Below are 23,131 nucleotides of genomic sequence, written 5' to 3'. Positions count from 1 at the left end.
ACTATGTCACGCGTAGGTAAAGCACCCATCGCAATCCCCAACGGCGTCGAGACCACTATTGACGGCCGTAACGTTCAGGTCAAGGGCCCGAAGGGCACCCTGTCGCTCGAACTCCCGGAGCCGATCACCGCTTCCGTTGCTGAAAACGAAATCGTGGTGTCCCGCCCGGACGACAACCGCACCAGCCGCGCCCTGCACGGCCTGTCCCGCTCCCTGGTGAACAACCTGGTCGTGGGCGTGACCGAGGGCTACAAGGTCAACATGGAGATCTTCGGCGTCGGTTACCGCGTGCAGGCCAAGGGCAAGGACCTCGAGTTCTCCCTGGGCTACTCGCACCCGATCCTGATCCAGGCACCCGAGGGCATCACCTTCGCCGTCGACGGAAATACCAAGTTCTCCATCGAGGGCATCGACAAGCAGCAGGTAGGCCAGATCGCTGCGAACATCCGCCGACTGCGCAAGGACGACCCCTACAAGGGTAAGGGCATCCGCTACGCAGGCGAGCAGGTTCGCCGCAAGGTCGGAAAGACGGGTAAGTAATCATGAGCAATACTGCAGAGAACACCAAGCGCACCCCGGTGGGCAAGGACATTTCTTCCCGCCGCCGCGAGGCCCGCGCACGTCGCCACTTCCGTATCCGCAAGACGCTGCGTGGCACCCCGGAGACCCCGCGTCTCGTCGTGCACCGCTCTTCTCGCCACATGCACGTGCAGGTCATCGACGACCTCGCCGGCCACACGCTCGTGTCCGCCTCCACGATGGAAGCCGACATCCGCGGTGCCGAGGGCGATAAGAAGGACAAGGCAGCAAAGGTTGGCGCCCTGATCGCTCAGCGCGCGAAGGAAGCCGGCATCGACGCGGTTGTCTTCGACCGCGCTGGCTACAAGTACCACGGCCGAGTGGCAGCCCTTGCTGACGCAGCTCGCGAAGGTGGTCTGAAGTTCTAATGACTACCGCAATCATCACCATCAACGGAAGGAACGCGTAATGGCCGAACGTGAACGGCGTGACGGCGGACGCTCCGCCGACAACCAGAACAACAACGACCGCAACCAGCGCAATAACGACCGTGGCGAGCGCGGTGGCCGCGGAGGCCGCCGCGACCGCGACGACCGCCGCAACCAGAACGACGATCGCGACAAGTACATCGAGCGCGTTGTCACCATCAACCGTGTTGCCAAGACCGTCAAGGGCGGCCGCAACATGTCCTTCACCGCGCTCGTCGTCGTCGGCGACGGCCAGGGCATGGTCGGCGTCGGCTACGGCAAGGCGAAGGAAGTTCCCGCTGCCATCCAGAAGGGCGCTGAAGAGGCCCGCAAGAACTTCTTCCGCGTCCCGATGATCGGCGGCACCATCCCGCACCCGGTCCAGGGTGAGGCAGCCGCCGGCATCGTCATGCTGCGCCCGGCCGCACCGGGTACCGGTGTCATCGCCGGTGGCGCCGTGCGCCCCGTTTTGGAGTGCGCCGGCGTGCAGGACATCCTGTCGAAGTCTCTCGGCTCCGACAACGCCCTGAACGTGGTTCACGCGACCGTTGCCGGCCTCAAGGAGCTCGTGCGCCCCGAGGAGATTGCCGCCAAGCGCGGCAAGTCCGTCGAGGACATTGCACCGGCCCGCATGCTGCGCGCACGCGCAGGACAGGAGGCTTAAGAAACAATGGCTCTGAAGATTACGTTGCACCACGGCAAGGTCGGCGAGAAGCCGACGACCCGCGCAAACCTGGAGGCACTGGGCTTGCGCAAGATTGGCCAGTCGGTGATCAAGCAGGACAACGCCGCAACCCGCGGCCAGATCCTCAAGGTGCGCCACCTGGTCACCGTTGAAGAAGTTGCAGGGGAGTAGATTACACATGGCTGACATCATCAAGCTCCATGATCTGCGCCCGGCGCAGGGCGCGAAGAAGTCCAAGACCCGCGTTGGCCGCGGTGAAGCATCCAAGGGTAAGACCGCAGGTCGCGGTACCAAGGGCACCGGCGCTCGCAAGCAGGTTTCGGCCGCTTTCGAGGGTGGCCAGATGCCGCTGCACATGCGGTTGCCGAAGCTGAAGGGCTTCAAGAACCCGAACAAGGTCATTTTCCAGGTTGTCAACGTGGCAGACCTCGAGAAGGCGTTCCCGAACGGTGGCACTGTGGCCATCTCCGACATCGTCGCAGCGGGCCTTGTTCGCAAGAACGAGCCGGTGAAGGTTCTGGGCAACGGTGACCTGGGCGTCAAGCTCGACGTCACCGCCACGAAGTTCTCCAAGTCTGCCGTCGAGAAGATCGAGGCAGCCGGAGGCACCGTCACCGAGGCGTAGGTTTTTTAGAAAACCGCACTGAGAGGCGGGCTGTTCCCACCTACGGGATCAGCCCGCCTCTTCCTTACTTTTTGTTATTCTTTCCACATGGGTAACGCAGGAGCGCACAACGGCCTCATCTACGGAATCATCCTTGGACTCTTAGCGGGTGTCTGGATGGGAATGCTTTTCTTCGACAACGTTGGTGTGGGCATCGGGGTCGGCGTCGGGGTCGGTGTTGTCGCCGGTTTGGCCTACGACAGCAGGCAACGCCGCCGCGGCGGCGACGAGAAACCGATCGATCGGGAGCGCGCGTAGCGCGGCGGTCACTGGCCGAGCTCTTTGCGACGCTCCATGGCCACGCGCAGCCTTTCGGCGCGCTTTTTGGTTTCCGACGCGTTGAGTTCCTCGAAGATTTCTTCTTCCTCGTCGCCGAGCCCGAAGAATTCGCGGGCGCCCCACGAAGCCAGGCCGGCGATCGGGAACACCACCCAGAAGTACATCCAGTTAAATACGAAAAGACCCAGGAAGAAAAGCACCATCGTGGCAGACCAGATGATGGTGTCAGCGGCCTGCACTTTCTTCCCTCGGCTCAGCACCTTGTCAAGCTCGGCGTCTGCGTCGAACTCTCGCGGTAGGGTGCGCCGCTCTGGCCTGTCATCTCCCGGCTGGGCGATGGCGGGGGAGTTGCGCTCGATAGATTCAGGCATGTCCGCGAACAGTTTGTCGAGGTCGCTCCTGTAAGTCGCTTGCGTCAGCTCAGCGGTGCGCGCATCAAACTCGGCGACGCCCAGATAGCCGTTAGTAAACAGGTGCGTCAACCGGTCAAAGGCTTCCGAGCGCTCGGGGTCTCCGACGCGGACGTCGGGAAATTCCGCCACTTAAGCCTCCTCTGGGTAAACGACCTGACACCCTAACGTGGTGTGGGCGTCGATAAGTAACTCAAGTATTGTGCGCGCCAACGCGCACCGCAACTTCGACGATTGTCCGGTGGCTGGTAGGCTGTTGGGGTCAAACGTGCCTGGGGTGGGAAGCATCGAGTTTCCTAGCCCTCGGCTATACCTGTCCGCTATCTTCCGAGGTCTCACCCACCGCGGAAGCCAGGAGGCTTTGTGTCCGCTATTGTTCAAGCGTTTAGGGACGCTGATCTGCGCAAAAAGATCCTTATCACCCTCGCGTTGTTGGTTCTCTACCGCGTCGGCGCGCAGATTCCGACACCGGGAGTCGACTACGCGCTGATCAGCGCGCGCCTCAACGAGGTTTCGCAAGGCGATCAGGCCACGATGTTCTCAATCATCGGCCTGTTCTCGGGTGGTGCTCTCCTGCAGCTGTCTATCTTCGCGATCGGCATCATGCCGTACATCACGGCGTCGATCATCGTGCAGCTGCTCACCGTCGTCATCCCTCGCTTCGAGGAGCTCAAGAAAGAGGGCCAGGCTGGCCAGACGAAGATGACGCAGTACACGCGCTACCTCACCGTCGGCCTTGCGCTGTTGCAGTCCGCGGGCATCGTGGCGCTGGCGGATCGCGAACAGCTGCTGGGCCAAGGCATGCCCATCCTGGTGGAAGACCGCACCATCTGGACGCTGATCATGATGATTATCGTGATGACATCGGGTGCGGTGCTGATCATGTGGCTCGGTGAGATCATCACAGAAAAGGGCGTCGGCAACGGCATGTCGCTGCTGATCTTCGCTGGTATCGCGACCCAGATCCCCGCCCAGGGTGCCATTATTCTCGAGCAGTCCGGTGGTGTGACCTTCGGGCTGGTGCTCGCGGCGCTGATTGTGCTGGTGGTCGGCATCATCTTCGTGGAGCAGGGCCAACGCAGGATTCCGGTGCAGTACGCCAAGCGCATGGTGGGCCGCCGCCAGTACGGCGGGTCATCCACCTACCTGCCGCTGAAGGTCAACCAGGCGGGTGTGATCCCCGTCATCTTCGCGTCCTCGCTGCTGTACGTTCCGATCCTGATCACGCAGATCGTGACCATGAACAACCCGACGCCGCCGGACAACTGGTGGATGAACAACGTCATGGCCTGGCTACAGAACCCGGGTTCGTGGCAGTACATCCTGATCTACTTCGCGATGATCATCTTCTTCTCCTACTTCTACGTCTCCATCCAGTACGACCCGGTGGAGCAGGCGGACAACATGAAGAAGTACGGTGGCTTCATCCCGGGCATCCGCCCAGGCCGGCCCACCGCGCAGTACCTCGCGTTTGTGATGAACCGGTTGCTGTTCGTCGGTGCGCTCTACCTCGGCCTGATCGCGATCCTTCCCAACCTCGCACTCGATGCCGGTGTGACCGGCACCGGAAGCATGGGGATGAGCGCTTTCGGCGGCACCGCTATCCTGATTATGGTGTCCGTGGCACTGACCACGGTGAAGCAAATTGAATCCCAACTTCTCCAATCCAACTACGAAGGACTTCTCCGATAATGCGTCTCGTTCTCCTCGGCCCTCCCGGCGCCGGCAAAGGTACCCAAGCTTCCATCCTCTCGGACAAGCTCGGCGTGCCGCACATTTCCACTGGTGATTTGTTCCGCGCCAACATCGGCGAGGGCACCTCGCTCGGCGTCGAAGCCAAGGAATACATTGACGCGGGCCGTCTCGTGCCCACGGAGGTGACCGCGCGCATGGTCGAGGCCCGCCTCGAAGAGTCGGACGCGGCCAACGGCTTTCTTCTCGACGGCTTCCCGCGCACCGTGGAGCAGGCTGAGATCCTCGAGGAACTGCTGCGCAAGAAGGGTGTCGCCCTCGACGGCGTTCTCAACTTCCAGGTCGACGAGGACGTCGTTGTCGAGCGCATGCTCGCCCGAGGCCGCGAGGACGACAACGAGGAAACGATCCGCACCCGCCTCGGTGTCTACCGCAACGAGACCGCCCCACTCATCGACCACTACGGCGACGAGATCATCAACATCGACGCCGTCGGTGAGGTCGACGAGGTCAACGGCCGCGCAATGAGCGAACTGGAAAAGCTGAGCAAGTAGGCGCAGCGCGGCAGACGTGATGATTTTTAACCCGCGCCGACGACGCATCCCCGCCAAGTCGCCCTCGGACCTCGAGGCGATGGAGGCGGCGGGCCGCGTCGTCGGCGTTGCGCTGCAGGAGGTGCGCAAGGCCGCCGAGCCGGGACGCACCACCGCCGATCTTGACCGCGTTGCCGAGGACGTCATCCGCTCATACGGCGCGGTTCCGACGTTCCTCGGCTACCAAGGTTTCCCGGCGTCGATTTGCGCCTCCGTCAACGACGTCGTAGTGCACGGCATCCCGAGCGAGAAAGTCATCCTGAAAGAGGGCGACCTGGTTTCAGTGGACTGCGGCGCAACCCTTGCCGGCTGGGTGGGCGACTCCGCGTGGTCGTTCGGTGTCGGCGAGCTCGCCGAGGACATCGACAAGCTCAACCGAGCTACGGCGTGGGTGCTTGACCAGGGGATCAAAGCGATGGTGCCCGGAAACCGGCTCACGGATATCTCCCATGCTCTCGAGGCGGCAACCCGCGCCGCGGAGCAACGATTTGGCGTCGCGCTCGGCATTCTCGACGGCTACGGCGGGCACGGCATTGGCCGCTCCATGCACGAAGAGCCGTTTTTGGCCAACGAGGGCAAGCCTGGCCGAGGCCCCCAGATCCAGGAAGGGTCAGTGCTTGCGATCGAGCCGATGCTGATCCTCGGGGGAGAGGTTTCCAGCGAGGTGCTTGACGACGACTGGACGGTTGTCACCCTCGACGGTTCACCCGCGGCGCACTGGGAACACACCGTTGCCGCTACCGCGCAGGGACCGCGGGTTCTCACCCCGCGCACCCAGTTGTGAGCAGACTAGTGCGTCAAAACTGCTAACGGGGGTTATACTTCCACCATGTCGAATTCTCAACGTCGTGTCAGCAGCTTCACAGCTGTTGTCGCCGCCGTCGGCGCCTGCGCCGCCCTCATCTTCTCCCCGGCCGCGGCCGACGCCCAGCAACTGCCGGTCACGGCGCAGCTCAGCGCGGATCCGGCCGTCGCGCTCGACGCGTTTGCGCAGCAGACGTCGAGCACGCTGGCGTCGTCAAGCCGCGACAGCGCGTGGAACATCCGCGTCGGGCTGATCGCCCAGGCGGGTTCGCTTGCGGCGATTAACCCCGCGCTGCCGGAGCAGGCGCGCGCCCAGATTGACCAGACCTTCGAGGCGCTGTTTCCCGGGCTCATCGCCGAGCACCTGCCGCCGGCTCCTGCTCCCGCCCCAGTGACGCAGCAAGCTGCCGCACCGGCTCAACCTGCGGCCTTCGATTACGGCGCGTGCCCCAAGGACGCCAAGGTGTGCGTCGACATCGCCGGGCAGCGCTCCTGGCTGCAGAAAAACGGGCAGGTATACTACGGCGACGTCCGCGTGGCGACGGGCAAGCCGGGCTACGAGACACCGCGCGGAACGTTCTACGTCAACCGGAAGGTGAAGGACGAAATCTCCTACGAGTTCAACAACGCCCCGATGCCTTTCGCAACGTACTTCACCTACAACGGAATCGCGTTCCATGAGGGAGACCCCGCGTATCTGTCGCACGGGTGCGTGCGCATGCACCGCGAGGACGCCCAGCGTTACTTCAACGAGTTGAACATCGACGACAAGGTCGTCGTCTACTAGCCGGCGCCCCGCATCCTCAAGGATGCGGGGTTTGTCTTTGTGCAGGTGGGGCGATATAGTTACAACTTGGTGTGAACTCCCCCCAAAAAATGCGGGTTGTGCGCGCCAGTCAGCGAACAAATGATACGTCTAGCACCAATGCAAACACGGTGCTGTAGGAAGTGGAGTGTATGGCAAAAGAAGGCGCAATTGAGGTTGAGGGCCGCATCGTCGAGCCCTTGAAGAACGCGATGTTCCGTGTCGAACTCGACAACGGCCACGAGGTTCTCGCCCACATCAGTGGCAAGATGCGCCAACACTACATCCGCATCCTCCCGGAGGACCGGGTGATTGTGGAGCTGTCGCCCTACGACCTCGACCGCGGACGTATCACGTACCGCTACAAGTAAAACTTTTCCGCCTTCTCACCCAAACTCACCGCCGCACTCGGCGGTGAGCGATCTACCTTCGGCCGCGGTGGCCGAAGCCGCGCGTAATCACGGCCCATCATCCGGTTAGGACCGGGTAAAGCGTCGCGTGGCGTGGACGGGTGGGGAGAAAACCACCGTACCAACCTGAAAGGCACGTCCCACATGGCACGTCTCGCTGGTGTCGATCTGCCGCGCAACAAGCGCATGGAGATCGCACTCACCTACATTTACGGAATCGGGGCAACCCGATCCAAGGAACTGCTCGAGAAGACGGGCATTTCTCCTGACCTGCGCACCGACAACTTGACCGACGATCAGCTCGCCGCGCTTCGCGACGCCATCGAGTCCTCCTACACCGTCGAGGGCGACCTGCGCCGTGAGGTTCAGGCTGACATTCGCCGCAAGATCGAGATCGGTTCCTACCAGGGTCTGCGCCACCGCCGCGGGCTGCCCGTTCGCGGCCAGCGCACGAAGACCAACGCGCGTACTCGCAAGGGACCGAAGAAGACCATCGCAGGAAAGAAGAAGTAACACATGCCACCGAAGACTCGTTCCGGCGCGCGCCGTACCGGCCGTCGCGTCGTCAAGAAGAACGTGGCCGCTGGCCACGCGTACATCAAGTCCACCTTCAACAACACCATCGTGTCCATCACGGACCCGAACGGTGCTGTGATCTCCTGGGCGTCCTCCGGCCACGTCGGCTTCAAGGGCTCGCGTAAGTCCACCCCGTTCGCCGCGCAGATGGCCGCTGAAAGTGCAGCCCGCAAGGCAATGGAGCACGGCATGAAGAAGGTTGACGTCTTTGTCAAGGGTCCCGGCTCCGGCCGCGAGACCGCTATCCGTTCTCTCCAGGCCGCCGGCCTGGAGGTGTCCTCGATCTCCGACGTGACGCCCCAGCCGTTCAACGGCTGCCGTCCGCCGAAGCGTCGTCGCGTTTAAGGCAGAAAGGAAAAGAGGTAAGAAAACATGGCTCGTTACACTGGCCCTGCTACCCGTAAGTCCCGTCGCCTCCGCGTCGACCTCGTCGGCGGTGACATGTCGTTCGAGCGCCGCCCCTACCCTCCGGGGCAGGCTGGCCGCGCCCGCATCAAGGAATCTGAGTACCTGCTCCAGCTGCAGGAGAAGCAGAAGGCTCGCTTCACCTACGGCGTGATGGAGAAGCAGTTCCGCCGCTACTACGAGGAGGCCAACCGTCTCCCCGGCAAGACCGGTGACAACCTGCTCGTCCTGCTCGAGTCCCGCCTAGACAACGTCGTCTACCGCGCTGGTCTGGCACGCACCCGACGCCAGGCACGCCAGCTTGTCTCCCACGGCCACTTCACGGTCAACGGCAAGCGCACGAACGTCCCGTCCTACCGCGTCTCGCAGTACGACATCATTGATGTCCGCGAGAAGTCCCGCGCCATGATCTGGTTCGAGGAGGCCCAGGACAACCTGGTTGACTCCGTCGTTCCGGCCTGGCTGCAGGTCGTTCCGGAGACCCTGCGCATTCTCGTGCACCAGCTGCCCGAGCGCGCTCAGATCGACGTGCCGCTGCAGGAGCAGCTCATCGTCGAGCTCTACTCGAAGTAATCTCTTACTTCGTAAAAACCTTCCGCACCATCCGTTCCTACCGGCATCAAATAGTGGTTGCCGACAAAGGAGAAGTCCATGCTTATCTCTCAGCGCCCTCAACTGACTGAGGAGTACATCGACACCAACCGCTCGAAGTTCGTCATCGAGCCGCTCGAGCCTGGTTTCGGTTACACCCTCGGAAACTCCCTGCGCCGCACGCTGCTGTCGTCCATCCCGGGCGCGGCCGTGACCTCGATCAAGATCGACGGTGTGCTCCACGAGTTCACCACGATCAACGGGATCAAGGAGAACGTTTCCGAGATCATCCTCAACGTCAAGAATATCGTGCTGTCTTCCGACTCCGACGAGCCGGTTGTCATGTACCTGTCCAAGGAGGGCCCGGGCAACGTCACCGCTGGCGATATTGAGCTGCCTGCCGATATTGCGATCCACAACCCGGATCTGCACATCGCATCGCTCAACGACAGCGCGCGCCTCGAGATGGAGCTCGTCGTCGAGCGCGGCCGCGGCTACGTCCCGGCCATGCCGTACGCAGGTGGAGAGGTCGGCCGCATCCCGGTCGACCAGATCTACTCCCCGGTCACCCGCGTTGCCTACAAGGTTGAGGCAACTCGTGTTGAGCAGCGCACCGACTTTGACAAGCTCATCATCGACGTGGAGACCAAGAACTCCATGACGGCCCGTGACGCCCTGGCGTCTGCAGGTTCGACCCTGGTGGAGCTGTTCGGCCTCGCCCGCGAGCTGAACACGGCTGCCGAGGGCCTGGAGATTGGCCCGTCCCCGCAGGAGACGGAGTACATCGCTGCGTACAACCTGCCGATTGAGGACCTGAACTTCTCCGTCCGCTCCTACAACTGCCTGAAGCGCCAGGAGATCCACTCCGTCGGTGAGCTCGCCGAGTGCACCGAAAGTGACCTGCTGGACATCCGTAACTTCGGGCAGAAGTCCATCAACGAGGTCAAGATCAAGCTTGCCTCGTTGGGGCTGACCCTGAAGGACGCGCCGGAAGACTTCGACCCGACCCAGATCGAGGGGTACGACGCCGAGACTGGCGACTACGTCGACGTCACCGCGGAAGACACCGAGTAACAACACAGAGCACGCGCTCAACTAACCGCACACGAGGAGTACGAAAATGCCGACCCCTAAGAAGGGCGCCCGTCTCGGAGGTTCCGCCAGCCACCAGAAACACATCGTTTCCAACCTGGCTATGTCCCTCTTCGAGCACGGGGCAATTAAGACCACCGAGGCCAAGGCCAAGGTTCTGCGCCCCTACGCAGAGAAGCTGATCACCAAGGCGAAGAAGGGCACGCTGGCTGACCGCCGCGCCGTGGCCGCCGAGCTGCCGAACAAGGACATCGTTGCGTACCTGTTCAACGAGCTCGCGCCGAAGTTCGCGAACCGCGATGGCGGTTACACCCGCTCCATCAAGCTCGAGAACCGCGCTGGCGACAACGCGCCGATGACCCACATCTCCCTCGTTCTCGAGGAGACCGTGTCGTCCGAGGCGTCCCGCGCCGCCCGCGCCGCTGCCTCCAAGCAGGCTGAGGCTGAGGTCGTCGCCACCGAGACCGTCGAGGCCGAGCCGGCAACCGAGGTTGTCGAGGTCGTCGAGACTGAAACCACCGAGGACGAGAAGTAAGAGCACTTTTCGCCTCCAGCTTCACGCACGCCCCGCGCTGATTTCCGGTAACGGAAAAGCGCGGGGCTTTTGCTACCCTCGAAACACCATGACCGACGAAACGCTGCGCCTGCGCCTGGACATCGCCTACGACGGCACGGATTTCCACGGCTGGGCACGCCAGGGCACGTCCACGCGCACGGTTCAACACACCATTGAGTCGGCGCTGTCGATGGTGCTGCGCACCCCGGTTGAGCTGACGGTAGCGGGGCGTACCGACGCCGGGGTGCACGCCTCCGGCCAGGTCGCGCACGCGGACATCCCCCGGGCCGCGCTCGACCAGCGCTCCATCGACGGCGACCCGGCCCGCCTCGTTCGGCGGTGCGCGAAGCTCCTGCCCGCCGACGTGCGGATCTTCGACATCTCCGAGGTGAGCCCGCTTTTCGACGCCCGCTTCTCCGCGTTGAACCGCTCCTACGTTTACCGGGTGACCACGCACCCCTCCGGCGCGTTGCCGACCCGCGCGCGCGATACCGCCGTGTGGCGCCGCCCGGTCGACATCGACGCCATGCAGGCGGCGGCTGACGCGTTCGTGGGGCTCCACGACTTCGCCGCGTTCTGTAAGGCGAAGCCGCACGCCACGACGGTGCGCGAGGTGTTGAGGATGCGCTGGGTGGAGGCGTCGACAAGCAAAGAGCCCAACCTGTACGAAGCGCACGTCGCTGCCGACGCCTTCTGCTGGAACATGGTCCGTTCGCTCGTTGCGTCGTGCCTGCAGGTCGGGGAGGGGTCGAAGGACCCCGGCTGGGTTGAGCCGCTGCTCGGCGAAACGTCGCGCAGCCCGCAGGTGCTGCTCGCCCCCGCCAAGGGGCTGACGCTTGTCGACGTCTCCTACCCCGCGCCCGAGCACTACGCCGAGCGTGCCCGCCTGACCAGGGCAAAACGGGATTGAGCGCGCCGATCAAAGCAGTGTCCGATGCAGGCAATACAATAGCCAAGCAGTCGAACAAATCGGTGAGGACGGTACTGCTATGTCGCTAACGGGCGCCTTTGTGGTCGCCGTCATGCTGTTCACGCTGCCAGGATTCATCATCTCCTGGGTCGCGGGGGTGAAGGCGCCAGCGGCGGCCGCGAGCGCGATGCCGGTGACCTTCGGCATCATGGGGATGAGCGCATGGATGTGGGGCGAGACGACCGCGCCGTTTAACATGCTCACATTCACCATCAGCTTCCTGTTCACGCTCGGCTGCGCGGTGCTGTGGCGCTGGGCGATGGACCGACGGTTGCGCACGGCGTCGACGTGGCGGGAGCGGTTCTTGCCCGAGGGGTGGCGGGCCGGCAGCGTGGCGGACCCAGCGTGGGTGGTCCCCGCGATAGGCGTTATCGGTGGTGCGTGGATGATCGTCGGCGATCGCTTGAACTGGTTGGCGCGCGTGCCGCACGGCACGGACAACATCGTGCAGGGCTGGGACGTGCAGTGGCACGCCAACGTGGTGCGGTTCATCCGGGAGGAAGGCATCGCCTCGCCCACGCGGATGGGTGAGTTGCAAAACATTGAAACGCAGGCGCAGCTTCTGTACCCCACCGGCTACCACTCGGGCATCGCACTGTTTGCGCAGGTTGCCGGGCTTGAGCCGATCCCAGCGCTCAACATTGCCGCTGCCATTCTCCCCGGCCTGACGCTGCCGCTGACGATGGCGTGTCTCGCGCTGGCGGTGACGCAGTCGCGCGGGCTGACCGCGCAGGTCGCTGCCGCGCTGGCGGCGCTGGCCTGCTACGTGGCACCGACGCTGATGTGGATTCCCGACTACGTCGGAATGTGGCCCTACCTCTTCGCGGTCACGCTGACCGGCATCGTGATCTGGCAGTTCTGCTCCACCCCGGCCCGGCCCGCGCTGGCCTTTCCCGCGATGCTCGGCTTCCTCGGCGTCCTGGTCGTCCACCCGTCGGCGGTCACCATCGTCGCCGTTGCAGTCACCCTGTTTTGGCTCACCCGGCTGCTGTTCGTCCCGGTTACAACCCGGCTCAAGGACTTCCTCTGGATCGCGGGGCCCGCCGTGGTCGGCGCACTGCTTTACCTGCCACAAATGCTGCAGGGCTCTGGCCAAGCCGAAGAGGTTGCCGAGTGGGGGGCTACCGAAGGAGACCTGACTCCGACACCGTGGAAGACCATCCTGATGATGCGCACCCGCCACTCGGTGCAGTTCTTCCCCGACTTCGACGCGACGGTTCTGCTGTGGCTGGCCGTTTTCGGCGCGGTGGTTGTCGTCGCGTGGCGCCGCCAGGTGTGGCCCGTGCTCTTCTTCGGGATCAGCGCCATGGCGGCCGTCCACTCGCTCGAGCCGTTCGACGGTGTGGTGGGCACCGTGTTGTCAGCCATCGCCAACCTGCACTACAACACCGCGCACCGCTTGGTCATGCCGGTGAGCATGCTCACCATCGTCGGCGCCGCGATCGGTGTGGCGGCTGCGATCCGCCTGTTGACGCTCGCGCCGCTAGCTGCGCGGAAGGGTTCGCCGCGTTGGCGGTGGGCGTCGATAAGCGCCTCGCTCGTTGTCGCTCTCATCGCGGGCGCGGGGACCGTGGCGTGGGCGCGCGACACGTCCGAGCTCGGTGCGCAAGGGGCATACACCGGGGCCAGGATGGACATGAGGATGGTCTCGGACAACGACCGCATCGCCTTCGACTGGCTGGCCACCCAGCCCGCCGCATGGGAAGGGCTGACCTACGGCGAACCCGACGACGGGCACTCCTGGATCTACGCCTACAACGGTGTGCCCACGCTGTCGCGGCACTACCTGTGGCCCACCTCGGGGCGCGGCTCCATGATGGACCGGATCCACTATCACACCGACGCGCTCGGCGAGGGGCTGCGTGGCGACCCGGGATCGGAAAACCCCGTCGACGAAGCGGCCATCGAACTCGGCGTGAAATTCATTATTTCCAGCCCCGACAACTTCTGGTGGCACGTCGTTCCGCGTTATGAGCAGCTCAAGGGCCTGTGGGTGGCCGAGGGGGCGACACCCGTGTACGCGCGGGGCAATACCGTGATCTTCGCGGTCAACGATGCGTTCACCCCCGCCGAGCTGCGGGCTATGAAGCGTGACGCGCGGGAGCACGGTTCCGAGGAGATCCCGCAGCTTGAACCCATCGGGGCGGCTGGGGCCGGGTAGGTGTTGGGGCTGTTGCGATGTCACGGTCAGATGTCACGGTTAACGTGCAACGCCCCGTAAAACCCCAGGTCGCCGATGCCGAGTCTACCTTGACTGTGACATTGCACTCGGTCAGATGTCACGGTCAACGCACAACGCCCCACAAAACCCCAGGTCGCCGATGCCGGGTTCACCGTGACCGTGACATTGCACCCGGGCAGATGTCACAGTCAACAAACATCTCCCGGCAAAACCCCCGCCCAGCGCGCGCATCCCCACCACTTGCGGTACCGTCGGTGCCAACTCGGCTGGTGTGGGGTGCACTGGCCGTATTACTACGACGTTCGGGGGAAACATGTCGTCTCATTCGCCGCGGCGGTTGCTGCCCACCACGCGCGCCCAGGTGTCGGGGCACCGCTTCATGCGCCGCAGGGTTGAGCACGGGCTGATCTTCGGGGATATCCGGATGATCCACGACCCGTTGGCGTCGCGGCAGCGCGCCACGATATTCAGCGTTGTTGCGGTGCTGCTCATCGCCGCGATCACAGCGCTGTTTGCGTGGCTGCGGCCCAACGCCGATCCGGGCGATGCACCCATCCTGCGCTCCTCCAGCGGCGAGCTGTATGTCCGCATCAACGACATCGTTCACCCGGTCACGAACCTGACCTCGGCGCGGCTGATCGTCGGTGCGCCCGAGCAGCCGCAGCGCATTGGCGACAACAACCTGCTCGCGCAGCCGCGCGGGGTGCCGGTGGGCCTCGCGGTGGCGCCGTCGTTGTTCGCCCCGCGCGATAGCGCGGACCTGTCGTGGTCGGCGTGCACGTCAGGCGGCGAGGTCGGCGTCATAGCCGGGCCGGCTGCGAGTCCGCTCGCCGGGGCGTCGGCCGTGCTCGCCGAGGTGGGCGGGCAGCAGTGGTTGGTCACGGGCGAAGGCCGCCGCGAGTTGCCGCCCGCCGACACCCCCACAGGTCGCGTTATCCGCCGCGCGCTCGGCGTCGATGCCAGCACCCCGCGCTGGTCGCCGCCGTCGCAGCTTCTCGACGCCATCAAGGAAGACGCCCCGCTTGACCTGCCTGACCCGCTGCCCGAGGTCGCTGTCAATGGCGCCGACGCGTGGGCAATCGCAGCCGATGGCGGCGTCCAGCCGCTGAGCCGGCTGCAGAGCGAGATCCTCACTCAAGCCGGCGCGTCGCAGCGCTCGGTGGACAGCGCCGAACTCGCGCAGCTTCCCGACGCCGACCCGCCAAGCGACATCCGCCTGCCCGCCGAGGTGCCGGCCTGGGTCGACCCGGCCACGGAAACGGTGTGCGCCACCGAAGCGCAGGTCGGCGCGACGTACACCGCGCCCGTGCCCTCCTCGATCGCGCTGTCCGGCGACGCGGTCGCGGTCGCTTTCTCGGGGCTTGACGACGGCTCCGTTGCCGTCGATTCAGGCCACGGCTACCACGTCGTCTCTATCATCGGCATGCGTCACGACGTCCCGAACCGCAACGTGCTCGACATGATCGGCGCCGAGCACGTCGAGCAGGTGCCGTGGGAGATCATCGCGCTGCTGCCGCAGGGAGACACGCTGACCCAGGATGGGGCGCTGGTGACGGCGTATTAGTGGGGGCGTCGAATAGCAGCGCCGACGACGGCGATGACCAGCACTGCCGCGAGGCCGATGACGACGCTGCGCCAGCGCTCGGCCGCCGCGGACGTCGACTGCTGCGCGGCGGAGACCAGCACGGTGTGATCCTGCGTCGGGGACTCTGGCCGCAGCTGGGTCACCACTGATAGCGGGTCGATGGCGCCGCCGTGCGGCTGCGCCGAGGCGGCAACCAGGGTGCGGACCTCGGCGGGCGTGAGCTCTGGGTGCCTCTGGCGCAGCAACGCCACTGAGCCCGTCACGACGGGTGCGGCGAAGCTTGTGCCCTCAAACGCAATCACGTTGCCCTGCGCGTCGAGCGTGCCTGCGGCCCAGCCGCGCCCATCGGGTGACAGCGCAACCGCCACATCGCCCGGCGCCGACAGCTGCGTCGACGACTCCGGCACCTCAACGGAATAGTCGGCGAGTTGGTGCGCGTCCGAGCGCGCACCAACCGCCAGCACGGTCGGGGAGTGCGATGGGATCACGCTCGAGCCCTGCGGGCACTGCGAGGTGACGTTGCCTGCCGCGGCCACCACCACGGCCCCTTCGGCCTCCGCCCGCGCGAGGGCGGCATCGAGGCCGGTGGTGTCGACCCGCGGGGCAACGCGCGGGTCGAGGCACGAGACGACGGAAATGTTGATTACGTCGGCTTGGAGGTCGAGGGCGTTGTTAAGGGCGTCGACAAGCGTTCGCACGCTGCCCGCGCCGGGGCTCGATTCCTGCTCGCGGTAGTGGGCGGAGGTTTGGCGGATGGAAATCACCTCCGCGTCCGGGGCAATGCCGGCGGTCGTGCCCGCGATGATTCCGGCGACGACGGTGCCGTGGGCGTCGCAGTCAAACAGCGCGTCGGGTGCGTCCGGGGTGACGAAGTCCCCGCCCGCGACGAGCTGGTCCAGCTCGGGCGAGGCGGCCACCCCGGTGTCAATCACCGCCACACGCACTCCCGCGCCGGTGGCGAACCGGCGCAGTTGCGGGGCCCACTCGGGCGTGGCGGGTGCGTCCGCGTGGGCGGGCGGGGCGCACACTACGTCCTGGGCGGCGGCACCCGGCGCGACCAGGGCGGGCGCGAGGAATGTGGCAGCGACGATGGCAGCGCGCCCGCGCATCACGCGCCCCGAATCAGGTCGAAGGCGCCCATTAGTAACAGCCCGAGCGGGAACACCGCGATAATCGCGAGTGCCTCCGCGCGCTCGAACCACACCAGCGACGTCGGCTCCAAATCGGGCACCCGGGCCGACCACAGCGGCGCGGTCAGCGTTAGCGCCGCGAGGAAGTAAGAAAACCCCAGCCACACCGGGTGCGCGTTGTCGGTTACGGCGAGGCAGGCGCATGCGACCGCGGCGTACGCCGTAACAGCGAGCGCGATGCGCGACGCGGTGTCGTGGTGGCGAAACGAGTGCAGCACGAGCGCACCGCCTGTGCAGAGGCTAAACGCGCTCACCCAGCCCCCGCCGAGCCATCCCAGCCACGTGAGCGCGGGCACGCAGCACAAACACACCCCGGCGGACACGCCGGCGGTGACGCGGCGCGCCACCCGCCCGCGCACGTCGACGTCGTGCTGGTGGGTGTCCGCGATGGAGAAGTTCTCTCCCGCGGTGGGCACCCGCGGGATGGCGATGCCCGAGGCACGCGTTGCCACGGCGGGCGTGAACATCACCGCGCCGAGCCCGGCGAGCACTACCGCGGCGGCCGGCGCGGTGGGAGGTGACAACCACGCCGCCGCGCATGCACCGGCGCCGAGCAGGGCGGCGGTGGTGGCCAGGGTGGCGGTGATTGGGGTGTCGGAAAGCTTGAGCACCACGCCGAGCCCGGCGCCGGCGATGAGCGTCGCGGCGGCGGCAGCGACACCGAGGGCCACGTCGAGCTCGCCGACCCACAGCCCGGTGCTCACCGCGGCAACCACAGCGAAACCGGCGAACAGCGCGCGGGAGCGCGCCAGAATGCTCACCGCGAACAGTGCTGCCGCCGCCGCCGCCGGCAGCCCCGTGAGCAGGCCGATCACCGCAGCACCTACGGCCGCGGCCACGATGTCCAGGCCTTGCGGCGCGCGGTCGTCGGCGGATGCGGCCGCGAGGGACTCCGCGGCGTCGCGCACAACGGGCGGGGGCACGGGTTCGCGAGGGCGCAGCACGATGATGTGGCCGTCGCTAAGCCGCTGCTGATACAGCGGGCGATGCTGATCGAGCAGGGCTCCGGCGACGGTGGTGACCTCCCACGGGCGCGACAACGGGGGCAGATCGACCAAGCGCGCCAACTCAGGCAGGATCTCGGCGAACGTGGACGACGTCGGCAGCGTCAGGTCGATGTCGCGGTGAAACGATGCGACGTCAATGCGGACGGTGACGCGAACGATGTGGTGCGCAGACGTGGCAACCATAGATACCCCCGAAAACTTCCCGCGCGAACCCCCGCTGCCGCGCGTCTGCGCCAATTATTGCTTAAGATGTCCACCACGTCCACAGCTACGGGGAGCTCGGGACTATTTCTACGGGGGGGTAAATCTGCTGTGCTCGGTCTAGACCACACTGCGGTTTTGGTGCCGCAACACGCTCACGCGGCGGAACCGGCGCCGCCGCTGCCGCAGGGCAGGCTCATCGCCGAGCCCGTGCCGGAGGCGCGACGCGACGCGCCACAGCCGATCATGAAAATCCTGATGCCGGTGGTGATGGTCGTTGCGATTGGCGCGATGGTCGCCACGCTCGCGTTGTCGGGCCGCGACGTCAGCCCGATGATGATGATTTTCCCGCTGATGATGGTGCTGAGCACGCTCATGATGGTTAACCCGCCCGATCAGCAGGGCGATATCGACGAAACTCGGCGGGTGTACCTGCGCCACCTCGACGCGTTGGCGGCGCAGGCGCGTCGTAACGCGAGGCTGCAGCGCGCCCACGTCACGCACTTCCACCCCGAGCCGGCCGAGCTGATCCACGCCACGCCGACGTCGCGGGTCTGGGAGCGGGCCTTTGACTCGCCGCGCGCCTGGGAGGTGCGCTTCGGCGAGGGCGCGACCTCGCTGTGCACCCCGATTGAGGTGGGCGACCCGGGCTCGCCGGAGGACTTGGACCCCGTGTGCGCGGTGAGTCTGCGTCGCACGGTGGCGGCGGTGAGCACGGTGCCGGCCATGCCGATCGTCGTGCAGCTTAGCGCGTTTCCGGCGATCACTCTGGCTGGCCCGCGCGCCGCGGAGGTGGCGCGCGCGGTGATCAGCCAGCTCTGCTTCTTCCACGGCCCGGAGATGGTGGGGGTGGTCAACTTGCACGGGGATCCGGACTTCGGGTGGGTCAAGTGGCTGCCGCACACGCGCGACCCAGACCACGCGGCATTGTGCGTCGCCGTCGCCGACAGCGCGCAGGCCAGCGCCGCTCTTCTGACACCCGGGATCGACTGCGTCATCGTGGTCGACGCGGATCCCGACTACATCGGCGATGAGGACTCCCTGCACCTGTCCTGCGCCGAGGAAATCGTCGCGCACACACTCGAGGGGGCCGAGACGCTGGGCCGGCCCGACGTGTTTAGCGTCGCCCAGGCGCAGTTGCTTGCCCGCCACCTGGCCTTTTACCGCCGGCCGGAGGACACCGGTGCCAGCGGGGCCGCCTCGGATCTGCTGTCGATGCTGGGCATTGCCGATATCGACGACCTCAACCCGCACTCGATGTGGCGCGGCAGGGAGGGCACCCGGCAGAACCTGGTCGTGCCGTTCGGCGCGACGCCCGACGGGGTGCCCGTGCACCTGGATCTTAAAGAGTCCGCCCACGGCGGCATGGGCCCGCACGGGTTGTGCATTGGTGCGACCGGTGCTGGAAAGTCCGAGTTCTTAAAATGCCTGGTCACGGCCCTTGTTGCCACGCACTCGCCGGAGGAGCTCAACTTGGTGCTGGTCGATTTCAAGGGAGGCGCCACCTTCCTCGGGTGCGAGGCGCTGCCGCATACGGCGGCCGTGATCACCAACCTCGATAACGAGGCGGTGCTCGTCGAGCGCATGTACGACGCCATCTCCGGCGAGCTGAACCGGCGCCAGGAGTTGCTGCGCAGCGCGGGCAACTTCGCAAACATCACGGACTACTCCGCGGCGCGGCGCGGCGGGCGCGCGGACCTTGCCGCGCTACCGGCGCTGCTCATCATCGTCGATGAGTTCTCCGAGCTGCTAGTTCAGCACCCGCACTTTGTGGACCTGTTTGTCGCAGTCGGCAGGCTGGGCCGCTCGCTGGGTGTTCACCTCCTGCTGGCTTCGCAGCGCTTGGAGGAGGGCAAGTTGCGCGGGCTGGATTCCCACCTGTCGTACCGCATTGGTCTGCGCACGTTCTCCGCGGGCGAGTCGCGCCAGGTGCTCGGCGTGCCCGACGCCTACGAGCTGCCGAACGAGCCCGGCAACGGTTACCTCAAGGCGGGTGCGCCGGAGCTGACCCGCTTCCGCGCCGCGTACGTGTCCGGGCCGCTGACCCGCCGTGTGGAGCTCGGGGAGGTCCAGGCGCGCCCGAGCGTGGGGCTGTTTCGCGGCTGGGAGTCGCCGGAGCTCGCCGCGTCCGAGGGGTCGACGGTGGTGAGCGTGGATGAGTCGACGACGCTTCTCGACGCTGTCGTCGCCAAGGCGCGCCAGACCGCTGAGCTGCGTGGGTTGCGCGCCCACCAGGTGTGGCTGCCGCCGCTGCCCGAGTCGGTGGAGCTGTCGGCGGTGTGCGAGTCGTCGCAGCCGCTGAGCGTCTCCATCGGGCTTATCGACGACCCCTACCACCAGCGCCAAGAGCACGCGAGCGTAGATTTCTCCGCGGCTGGGGGACACGTCGCTGTGGCGGGCGGGCCCCAGTCGGGCAAGTCCATGGCGCTGCGCACGATCGTCGCGGCGCTCGCTGTGACGCATTCCACCGCCGAGCTGTGCTTCTACGCGATCGACGCTGGCGCCGGGCGTATGGAGGATCTCGCGGTGCTGCCGCACGTTGCGGGTACCGCGACGCGCGCGCAAGGGGAGCGGGCCCGCCGCATTGTCGACGAGGTGTGCGCCATCATCGACAACCCTGCCCGCGCGGGCGGACGCCAGGTGTTCTTAGTGGTTGACGGTTGGCACGCGATCGTCGCCGCCGACTCGCCGCTGGAGGATCTGCGTGACCCGCTCGCCCGCATCGCCTCGGAAGGCCCCGCGGCCGGCGTCCACCTGATCGTGTCCACGCAACGGTGGAACGCGATCCGCGCAGCCGTGCGCGACCTAATCGGGACGCGCTTCGAGCTGCACCTTGCCGAGGCGGCGGATTCGCTGATCAGCAGGAAAGAGCAGCTCAGGGTGCCTGCCGCGCCGGGCCGCGGTCTCGCGCCAGACGGCAGGCACATGCTCGTTGCCGCCACGCACCCTCAAGACCTCGCGCACATTGCCGCCCAGGCCGCCGCGCAGCCGCGGGTGCCGCAGCTCAAGGTCCTGCCCGCGGTGGTGGATGCACGCTCGCTTCTCGACGCCCCCACCGGCCAGCGCCTCCCCTTCGGCATCGGGGGCAGCCAGCTTGACACGCTCTTCCTCGATGCCGCGCACCTTTTGGCGATCGGCTCGCGGGGAAGCGGCAAGTCGACGCTGATTGCCACGCTTTTGGCGGGGATCTGCTCGCTGCCGAGGCAGCGCGCCCGGATCGTGCTCGTGGATCCGCGGCGCACGCACCTGCACCTCAGCGGCTCGGACATGGTTGCTGCGTACGCCGTGGCGTCGTCGGTAAGCGAGACGGTCAACGCGGCGGTGGAAACCTTGCGCTCTAGGCTGCCGGGCCCGGAGGTCACCGCCGAGCAGCTCGCGGAGCGGTCGTGGTGGGAGGGCCCGGATATCTACCTAATTATCGATGACCTCGACATTGTCGGCGACGAGCCGTTTCGGCCCCTGCTGTCGCTGCTGCCCCACGCGCACGATGTCGGGTTGCACGTCATCGTCGCGCGCAAGTTCGGCGGCAGCGCCAGGGCGCTCTACAGCGGTCTGCTCGCCGCGCTGAAAGACCTCACCCCCGACGTCCTCATCTTCGACGGCAACAAAGACGAAGGTGCCCTGTTCGGGGTCAAACCCGCGTCGAAGCCGCCCGGGAGGGCGACGTTGATGCGCGCCGGGCACAACGCTGGCGACGTTCAGATTGCCACTCTCGAACCGGAAGGCGAGGGGCAATGACGACCACCGCTGCCGACATCACCGTCACCGTCAACTCTGATACGACGACTTTCGCCGGGCTGGCCAACGTGCGCCGCGACGATCACCCGACACCCGCGGAGATCGCAGGTTACATCCGAAGCGTGCTCGGGCCCGCGCCGGGCAACGCGCACGTCCGCGTCGTGGCGGAGGCCGAGGACTTTGCCCTGATTGCCCGGGCGCTTGGCGGCTACGACGTGGAGCTCTCCCACGAACCGACTTCCGGGAGGTCAGGGGGCAAACACGCGATACGGGATGCGGAGCCCGCGGATTTCTTCGACGATGGGCCGATCGACATAGCGCGCCCCGAGGCGGAAGCGCCCGGGATCTTCCCCCTCGACGGGTGGCAGATCGTCGTGATCGGCATTGCCGTGGTGCTGTGTTTCGGCGCGATCTTGTCGACGGTGCTGGCTGCTGGTTCCGGTGACGGCGACGTTGTGGTGGAGTCTGAGATCGAGCCGGCGCCGGAGATTGAGACGACGTCGGAGAGTGAGCCGTCGACAAGCGAGCAAGCGCCGCCTCCGCCGACGGTGATTTCGCGGCAAGGCCTGACCGTGGAGGTGCCCGCGGGGTTTAGCGTCGAGGCCGATGGCGACATGTGGCGCGCGACGGGCAGCGACCCCGATTTTCGGCTGCAGCTGGCCGTCGACCCGCTCTACCAACTGCCGTCCGAGCAGCTGTTTACGCAGATCAAGGCGGAAATCGACGCGGACCCCACGGTCGAGCTGCTCAGCGACGACGGCACCGCGCTAACCTACCGCGAGGACAGCGCCGACGGGTCGCACGCGCTGTGGAAAACCTGGGCCGAGGCGGACCACCAGCTTTCGGTGGGGTGCCACACCCGCGCCGAACCGACGACGGTGCACAGCGCGACGTGCCGGATGGCCATGGAGTCGGCGACGTTTAGTGCGGCCGAGTAGAAAAACTTTCGGGTCGGATGGAACCGGAGGCGCCTCGGGGCAGTCAAATAGGGGTGAGGCCACATCCGGGCCCACACACGGACGCACATACAAGGGGGAGACACTATGGCTCAGCTCCAAACTGAAGCCGACGTCATGCGCTCGGCCGCAAACAACGTGGACGACACAAACAACGCAGTCAACCGAGAGATCGAACGCATCCAGGGCGTCGTCGAAGGCACCCGCTCGTACTGGCAGGGCGAGGCCCAGACCAGCTTCGACGGGGTCATGCTGCGGTACGACGATGCGCAGCGCCGCCTCGGCCAGGCGCTCGCCGCGATCGCCGAGAACCTGCGCGACAACGCGAAGAACTACGAAAACATCGAAGCCTCCAACACCGACGACCTGCGCTCCATCAGCACCAGCGCGGGCCTTGCGCTCTAGAGACGAAGGGGTAGAACGACTATGACAATCAAGTACGAATTCGGCCAGCTCGCCGGGGCGGCCGAGGACCTGCGTGGTTCGGTCGCGCAGATCAACCGGATGCTCGACGAGCTCAAGAGCGGCCTGCAACCCATGGTCTCCACTTGGACGGGTGACGCGGCCGAGGCTTACAAGGTCCACCAAAGCGAGTGGGATTCGGCGACGAGCGACCTCAACGCCATCCTGAACAGCGTCGCCGAGGCTGTTGACGGGGGCAACAGCCGCATGCAGCAGGTCAACAACGCCGCCGCGCAAAGCTGGGGCTAGAACACCGCACATACATCGGGGCTTTTTCATCGGGGGATACGCA

At 65.9% G+C, this 23,131-nt stretch carries 26 protein-coding genes; 23 read left to right on the top strand and 3 right to left on the bottom strand.

The window, feature by feature from the left end:
• Positions 1–3 precede the first annotated feature (3 nt).
• From rplF to E3227_RS02280, 6 genes are all read left to right on the top strand, one after another.
• The gene (gene rplF, locus E3227_RS02305; protein ID WP_136650796.1) at positions 4–540 is read left to right on the top strand and encodes a 50S ribosomal protein L6; all 537 of its coding nucleotides are present in this window, start codon (positions 4–6) and stop codon (positions 538–540) included.
• Between the two features lie 2 nt (positions 541–542).
• A complete protein-coding gene (rplR, locus tag E3227_RS02300; RefSeq protein WP_136650797.1) occupies positions 543–947 on the top strand; it encodes a 50S ribosomal protein L18 in 405 nt (134 codons plus the stop codon).
• Positions 948–987: 40 nt separating this feature from the next.
• Positions 988–1,650 (top strand): 30S ribosomal protein S5, encoded by a 663-nt coding sequence (rpsE, locus tag E3227_RS02295; protein WP_136650798.1) that lies wholly within the window; start codon positions 988–990, stop codon positions 1,648–1,650.
• 6 nt (positions 1,651–1,656) lie between these two features.
• Positions 1,657–1,842, top strand: a complete 186-nt coding sequence (gene rpmD, locus E3227_RS02290; protein ID WP_006839462.1) for a 50S ribosomal protein L30 — start codon at positions 1,657–1,659, stop codon at positions 1,840–1,842.
• Between the two features lie 7 nt (positions 1,843–1,849).
• Complete coding sequence (gene rplO / locus E3227_RS02285) at positions 1,850–2,296, top strand: 50S ribosomal protein L15 (protein ID WP_006839463.1); 447 nt, start codon at positions 1,850–1,852, stop codon at positions 2,294–2,296.
• Positions 2,297–2,383: 87 nt separating this feature from the next.
• The gene (locus E3227_RS02280) at positions 2,384–2,593 is read left to right on the top strand and encodes a hypothetical protein (protein ID WP_136650800.1); all 210 of its coding nucleotides are present in this window, start codon (positions 2,384–2,386) and stop codon (positions 2,591–2,593) included.
• 8 nt (positions 2,594–2,601) lie between these two features.
• Here the strand turns inward: E3227_RS02280 and E3227_RS02275 are convergent, their stop codons facing one another.
• Positions 2,602–3,156, bottom strand: a complete 555-nt coding sequence (locus E3227_RS02275; protein ID WP_040422184.1) for a DUF1707 SHOCT-like domain-containing protein — start codon at positions 3,154–3,156, stop codon at positions 2,602–2,604.
• A gap of 231 nt (positions 3,157–3,387) precedes the next feature.
• Here E3227_RS02275 and secY point away from each other — a divergent pair, with 231 nt between their 5' ends.
• The 13 genes from secY to eccB all read left to right on the top strand — a co-directional run bounded on the left by secY (position 3,388) and on the right by eccB (position 15,264).
• Positions 3,388–4,716: a preprotein translocase subunit SecY gene (gene secY / locus E3227_RS02270; RefSeq protein ID WP_006839466.1), complete on the top strand. Its 1,329-nt coding sequence runs from the start codon at positions 3,388–3,390 to the stop codon at positions 4,714–4,716.
• Positions 4,716–5,270 (top strand): adenylate kinase, encoded by a 555-nt coding sequence (locus E3227_RS02265; RefSeq protein ID WP_006839467.1) that lies wholly within the window; start codon positions 4,716–4,718, stop codon positions 5,268–5,270. Before secY ends, E3227_RS02265 begins: the two co-directional genes overlap by 1 nt.
• A gap of 19 nt (positions 5,271–5,289) precedes the next feature.
• Positions 5,290–6,093, top strand: a complete 804-nt coding sequence (gene map, locus E3227_RS02260) for a type I methionyl aminopeptidase (RefSeq protein ID WP_136650801.1) — start codon at positions 5,290–5,292, stop codon at positions 6,091–6,093.
• 45 nt (positions 6,094–6,138) lie between these two features.
• Positions 6,139–6,900 (top strand): L,D-transpeptidase, encoded by a 762-nt coding sequence (locus E3227_RS02255; RefSeq protein ID WP_144317414.1) that lies wholly within the window; start codon positions 6,139–6,141, stop codon positions 6,898–6,900.
• Between the two features lie 170 nt (positions 6,901–7,070).
• Positions 7,071–7,289, top strand: a complete 219-nt coding sequence (gene infA, locus E3227_RS02250; protein WP_018017508.1) for a translation initiation factor IF-1 — start codon at positions 7,071–7,073, stop codon at positions 7,287–7,289.
• A 183-nt stretch (positions 7,290–7,472) separates the two neighbouring features.
• Positions 7,473–7,841, top strand: a complete 369-nt coding sequence (gene rpsM / locus E3227_RS02245; protein ID WP_006839471.1) for a 30S ribosomal protein S13 — start codon at positions 7,473–7,475, stop codon at positions 7,839–7,841.
• Between the two features lie 3 nt (positions 7,842–7,844).
• The gene (gene rpsK, locus E3227_RS02240; RefSeq protein ID WP_136650803.1) at positions 7,845–8,249 is read left to right on the top strand and encodes a 30S ribosomal protein S11; all 405 of its coding nucleotides are present in this window, start codon (positions 7,845–7,847) and stop codon (positions 8,247–8,249) included.
• Between the two features lie 27 nt (positions 8,250–8,276).
• Positions 8,277–8,882 carry a 30S ribosomal protein S4 gene (gene rpsD / locus E3227_RS02235; RefSeq protein WP_136650804.1) on the top strand — a complete coding sequence of 202 codons (606 nt, stop codon included), beginning with the start codon at positions 8,277–8,279 and terminating at the stop codon, positions 8,880–8,882.
• A gap of 78 nt (positions 8,883–8,960) precedes the next feature.
• Positions 8,961–9,974, top strand: coding sequence for a DNA-directed RNA polymerase subunit alpha (locus E3227_RS02230; protein WP_136650805.1), 1,014 nt, complete (start codon positions 8,961–8,963; stop codon positions 9,972–9,974).
• Positions 9,975–10,020: 46 nt separating this feature from the next.
• Entirely contained in the window at positions 10,021–10,527 is a 507-nt protein-coding gene (gene rplQ, locus E3227_RS02225; protein ID WP_136650806.1) for a 50S ribosomal protein L17, read from the top strand.
• 88 nt (positions 10,528–10,615) lie between these two features.
• Complete coding sequence (gene truA, locus E3227_RS02220; RefSeq protein ID WP_144317413.1) at positions 10,616–11,458, top strand: tRNA pseudouridine(38-40) synthase TruA; 843 nt, start codon at positions 10,616–10,618, stop codon at positions 11,456–11,458.
• Positions 11,459–11,537: 79 nt separating this feature from the next.
• Positions 11,538–13,679, top strand: coding sequence for a DUF6541 family protein (locus tag E3227_RS02215; RefSeq protein WP_144317412.1), 2,142 nt, complete (start codon positions 11,538–11,540; stop codon positions 13,677–13,679).
• 334 nt (positions 13,680–14,013) lie between these two features.
• Positions 14,014–15,264, top strand: a complete 1,251-nt coding sequence (eccB, locus tag E3227_RS02210; protein WP_136650809.1) for a type VII secretion protein EccB — start codon at positions 14,014–14,016, stop codon at positions 15,262–15,264.
• Here the strand turns inward: eccB and E3227_RS02205 are convergent.
• Both E3227_RS02205 and eccD read right to left on the bottom strand, forming a co-directional pair.
• Positions 15,261–16,394: a S8 family serine peptidase gene (locus E3227_RS02205; RefSeq protein ID WP_136650810.1), complete on the bottom strand. Its 1,134-nt coding sequence runs from the start codon at positions 16,392–16,394 to the stop codon at positions 15,261–15,263. The two genes, eccB and E3227_RS02205, sit on opposite strands and share 4 nt — an antisense overlap.
• Complete coding sequence (gene eccD / locus E3227_RS02200) at positions 16,394–17,665, bottom strand: type VII secretion integral membrane protein EccD (protein ID WP_144317411.1); 1,272 nt, start codon at positions 17,663–17,665, stop codon at positions 16,394–16,396. The genes E3227_RS02205 and eccD overlap by 1 nt, the downstream gene beginning before the upstream one ends.
• 129 nt (positions 17,666–17,794) lie before the next feature.
• On the opposite strand from eccD, the gene eccCa reads away from it, so the two are divergent.
• The 4 genes from eccCa to E3227_RS02180 all read left to right on the top strand — a co-directional run bounded on the left by eccCa (position 17,795) and on the right by E3227_RS02180 (position 23,088).
• Complete coding sequence (eccCa, locus tag E3227_RS02195; RefSeq protein ID WP_144317410.1) at positions 17,795–21,421, top strand: type VII secretion protein EccCa; 3,627 nt, start codon at positions 17,795–17,797, stop codon at positions 21,419–21,421.
• The gene (locus tag E3227_RS02190) at positions 21,418–22,359 is read left to right on the top strand and encodes a type VII secretion-associated protein (RefSeq protein ID WP_144317409.1); all 942 of its coding nucleotides are present in this window, start codon (positions 21,418–21,420) and stop codon (positions 22,357–22,359) included. Before eccCa ends, E3227_RS02190 begins: the two co-directional genes overlap by 4 nt.
• A gap of 105 nt (positions 22,360–22,464) precedes the next feature.
• On the top strand, positions 22,465–22,782 hold the full coding sequence (locus tag E3227_RS02185; RefSeq protein ID WP_136650814.1) for a WXG100 family type VII secretion target: 318 nt from the start codon (positions 22,465–22,467) through the stop codon (positions 22,780–22,782).
• 21 nt (positions 22,783–22,803) lie between these two features.
• Positions 22,804–23,088 carry a WXG100 family type VII secretion target gene (locus E3227_RS02180; RefSeq protein WP_144317408.1) on the top strand — a complete coding sequence of 95 codons (285 nt, stop codon included), beginning with the start codon at positions 22,804–22,806 and terminating at the stop codon, positions 23,086–23,088.
• Positions 23,089–23,131: the final 43 nt, after the last annotated feature.

The organism is Corynebacterium sanguinis, from assembly GCF_007641235.1.
Taxonomy (GTDB): domain Bacteria; phylum Actinomycetota; class Actinomycetes; order Mycobacteriales; family Mycobacteriaceae; genus Corynebacterium; species Corynebacterium sanguinis.
Note: the sequence above shows the minus strand (reverse complement) of the source record. Positions and strands in the feature narration are given on the sequence as shown.

What these genes read in the sequence shown, in the direction of transcription:
- rplF (WP_136650796.1), top strand. Translation starts at nt 4, where the DNA reads ATGTCACGCGTAGGTAAAGCACCCATCGCAATCCCCAACGGCGTCGAG.
- rplR (WP_136650797.1), top strand. Translation starts at nt 543, where the DNA reads ATGAGCAATACTGCAGAGAACACCAAGCGCACCCCGGTGGGCAAGGAC.
- rpsE (WP_136650798.1), top strand. Translation starts at nt 988, where the DNA reads ATGGCCGAACGTGAACGGCGTGACGGCGGACGCTCCGCCGACAACCAG.
- rpmD (WP_006839462.1), top strand. Translation starts at nt 1,657, where the DNA reads ATGGCTCTGAAGATTACGTTGCACCACGGCAAGGTCGGCGAGAAGCCG.
- rplO (WP_006839463.1), top strand. Translation starts at nt 1,850, where the DNA reads ATGGCTGACATCATCAAGCTCCATGATCTGCGCCCGGCGCAGGGCGCG.
- E3227_RS02280 (WP_136650800.1), top strand. Translation starts at nt 2,384, where the DNA reads ATGGGTAACGCAGGAGCGCACAACGGCCTCATCTACGGAATCATCCTT.
- E3227_RS02265 (WP_006839467.1), top strand. Translation starts at nt 4,716, where the DNA reads ATGCGTCTCGTTCTCCTCGGCCCTCCCGGCGCCGGCAAAGGTACCCAA.
- map (WP_136650801.1), top strand. Translation starts at nt 5,290, where the DNA reads ATGATTTTTAACCCGCGCCGACGACGCATCCCCGCCAAGTCGCCCTCG.
- E3227_RS02255 (WP_144317414.1), top strand. Translation starts at nt 6,139, where the DNA reads ATGTCGAATTCTCAACGTCGTGTCAGCAGCTTCACAGCTGTTGTCGCC.
- infA (WP_018017508.1), top strand. Translation starts at nt 7,071, where the DNA reads ATGGCAAAAGAAGGCGCAATTGAGGTTGAGGGCCGCATCGTCGAGCCC.
- rpsM (WP_006839471.1), top strand. Translation starts at nt 7,473, where the DNA reads ATGGCACGTCTCGCTGGTGTCGATCTGCCGCGCAACAAGCGCATGGAG.
- rpsK (WP_136650803.1), top strand. Translation starts at nt 7,845, where the DNA reads ATGCCACCGAAGACTCGTTCCGGCGCGCGCCGTACCGGCCGTCGCGTC.
- rpsD (WP_136650804.1), top strand. Translation starts at nt 8,277, where the DNA reads ATGGCTCGTTACACTGGCCCTGCTACCCGTAAGTCCCGTCGCCTCCGC.
- E3227_RS02230 (WP_136650805.1), top strand. Translation starts at nt 8,961, where the DNA reads ATGCTTATCTCTCAGCGCCCTCAACTGACTGAGGAGTACATCGACACC.
- rplQ (WP_136650806.1), top strand. Translation starts at nt 10,021, where the DNA reads ATGCCGACCCCTAAGAAGGGCGCCCGTCTCGGAGGTTCCGCCAGCCAC.
- truA (WP_144317413.1), top strand. Translation starts at nt 10,616, where the DNA reads ATGACCGACGAAACGCTGCGCCTGCGCCTGGACATCGCCTACGACGGC.
- E3227_RS02215 (WP_144317412.1), top strand. Translation starts at nt 11,538, where the DNA reads ATGTCGCTAACGGGCGCCTTTGTGGTCGCCGTCATGCTGTTCACGCTG.
- eccB (WP_136650809.1), top strand. Translation starts at nt 14,014, where the DNA reads ATGTCGTCTCATTCGCCGCGGCGGTTGCTGCCCACCACGCGCGCCCAG.
- E3227_RS02205 (WP_136650810.1), bottom strand. Translation starts at nt 16,394, where the DNA reads ATGCGCGGGCGCGCTGCCATCGTCGCTGCCACATTCCTCGCGCCCGCC.
- eccD (WP_144317411.1), bottom strand. Translation starts at nt 17,665, where the DNA reads ATGGTTGCCACGTCTGCGCACCACATCGTTCGCGTCACCGTCCGCATT.
- E3227_RS02190 (WP_144317409.1), top strand. Translation starts at nt 21,418, where the DNA reads ATGACGACCACCGCTGCCGACATCACCGTCACCGTCAACTCTGATACG.
- E3227_RS02185 (WP_136650814.1), top strand. Translation starts at nt 22,465, where the DNA reads ATGGCTCAGCTCCAAACTGAAGCCGACGTCATGCGCTCGGCCGCAAAC.
- E3227_RS02180 (WP_144317408.1), top strand. Translation starts at nt 22,804, where the DNA reads ATGACAATCAAGTACGAATTCGGCCAGCTCGCCGGGGCGGCCGAGGAC.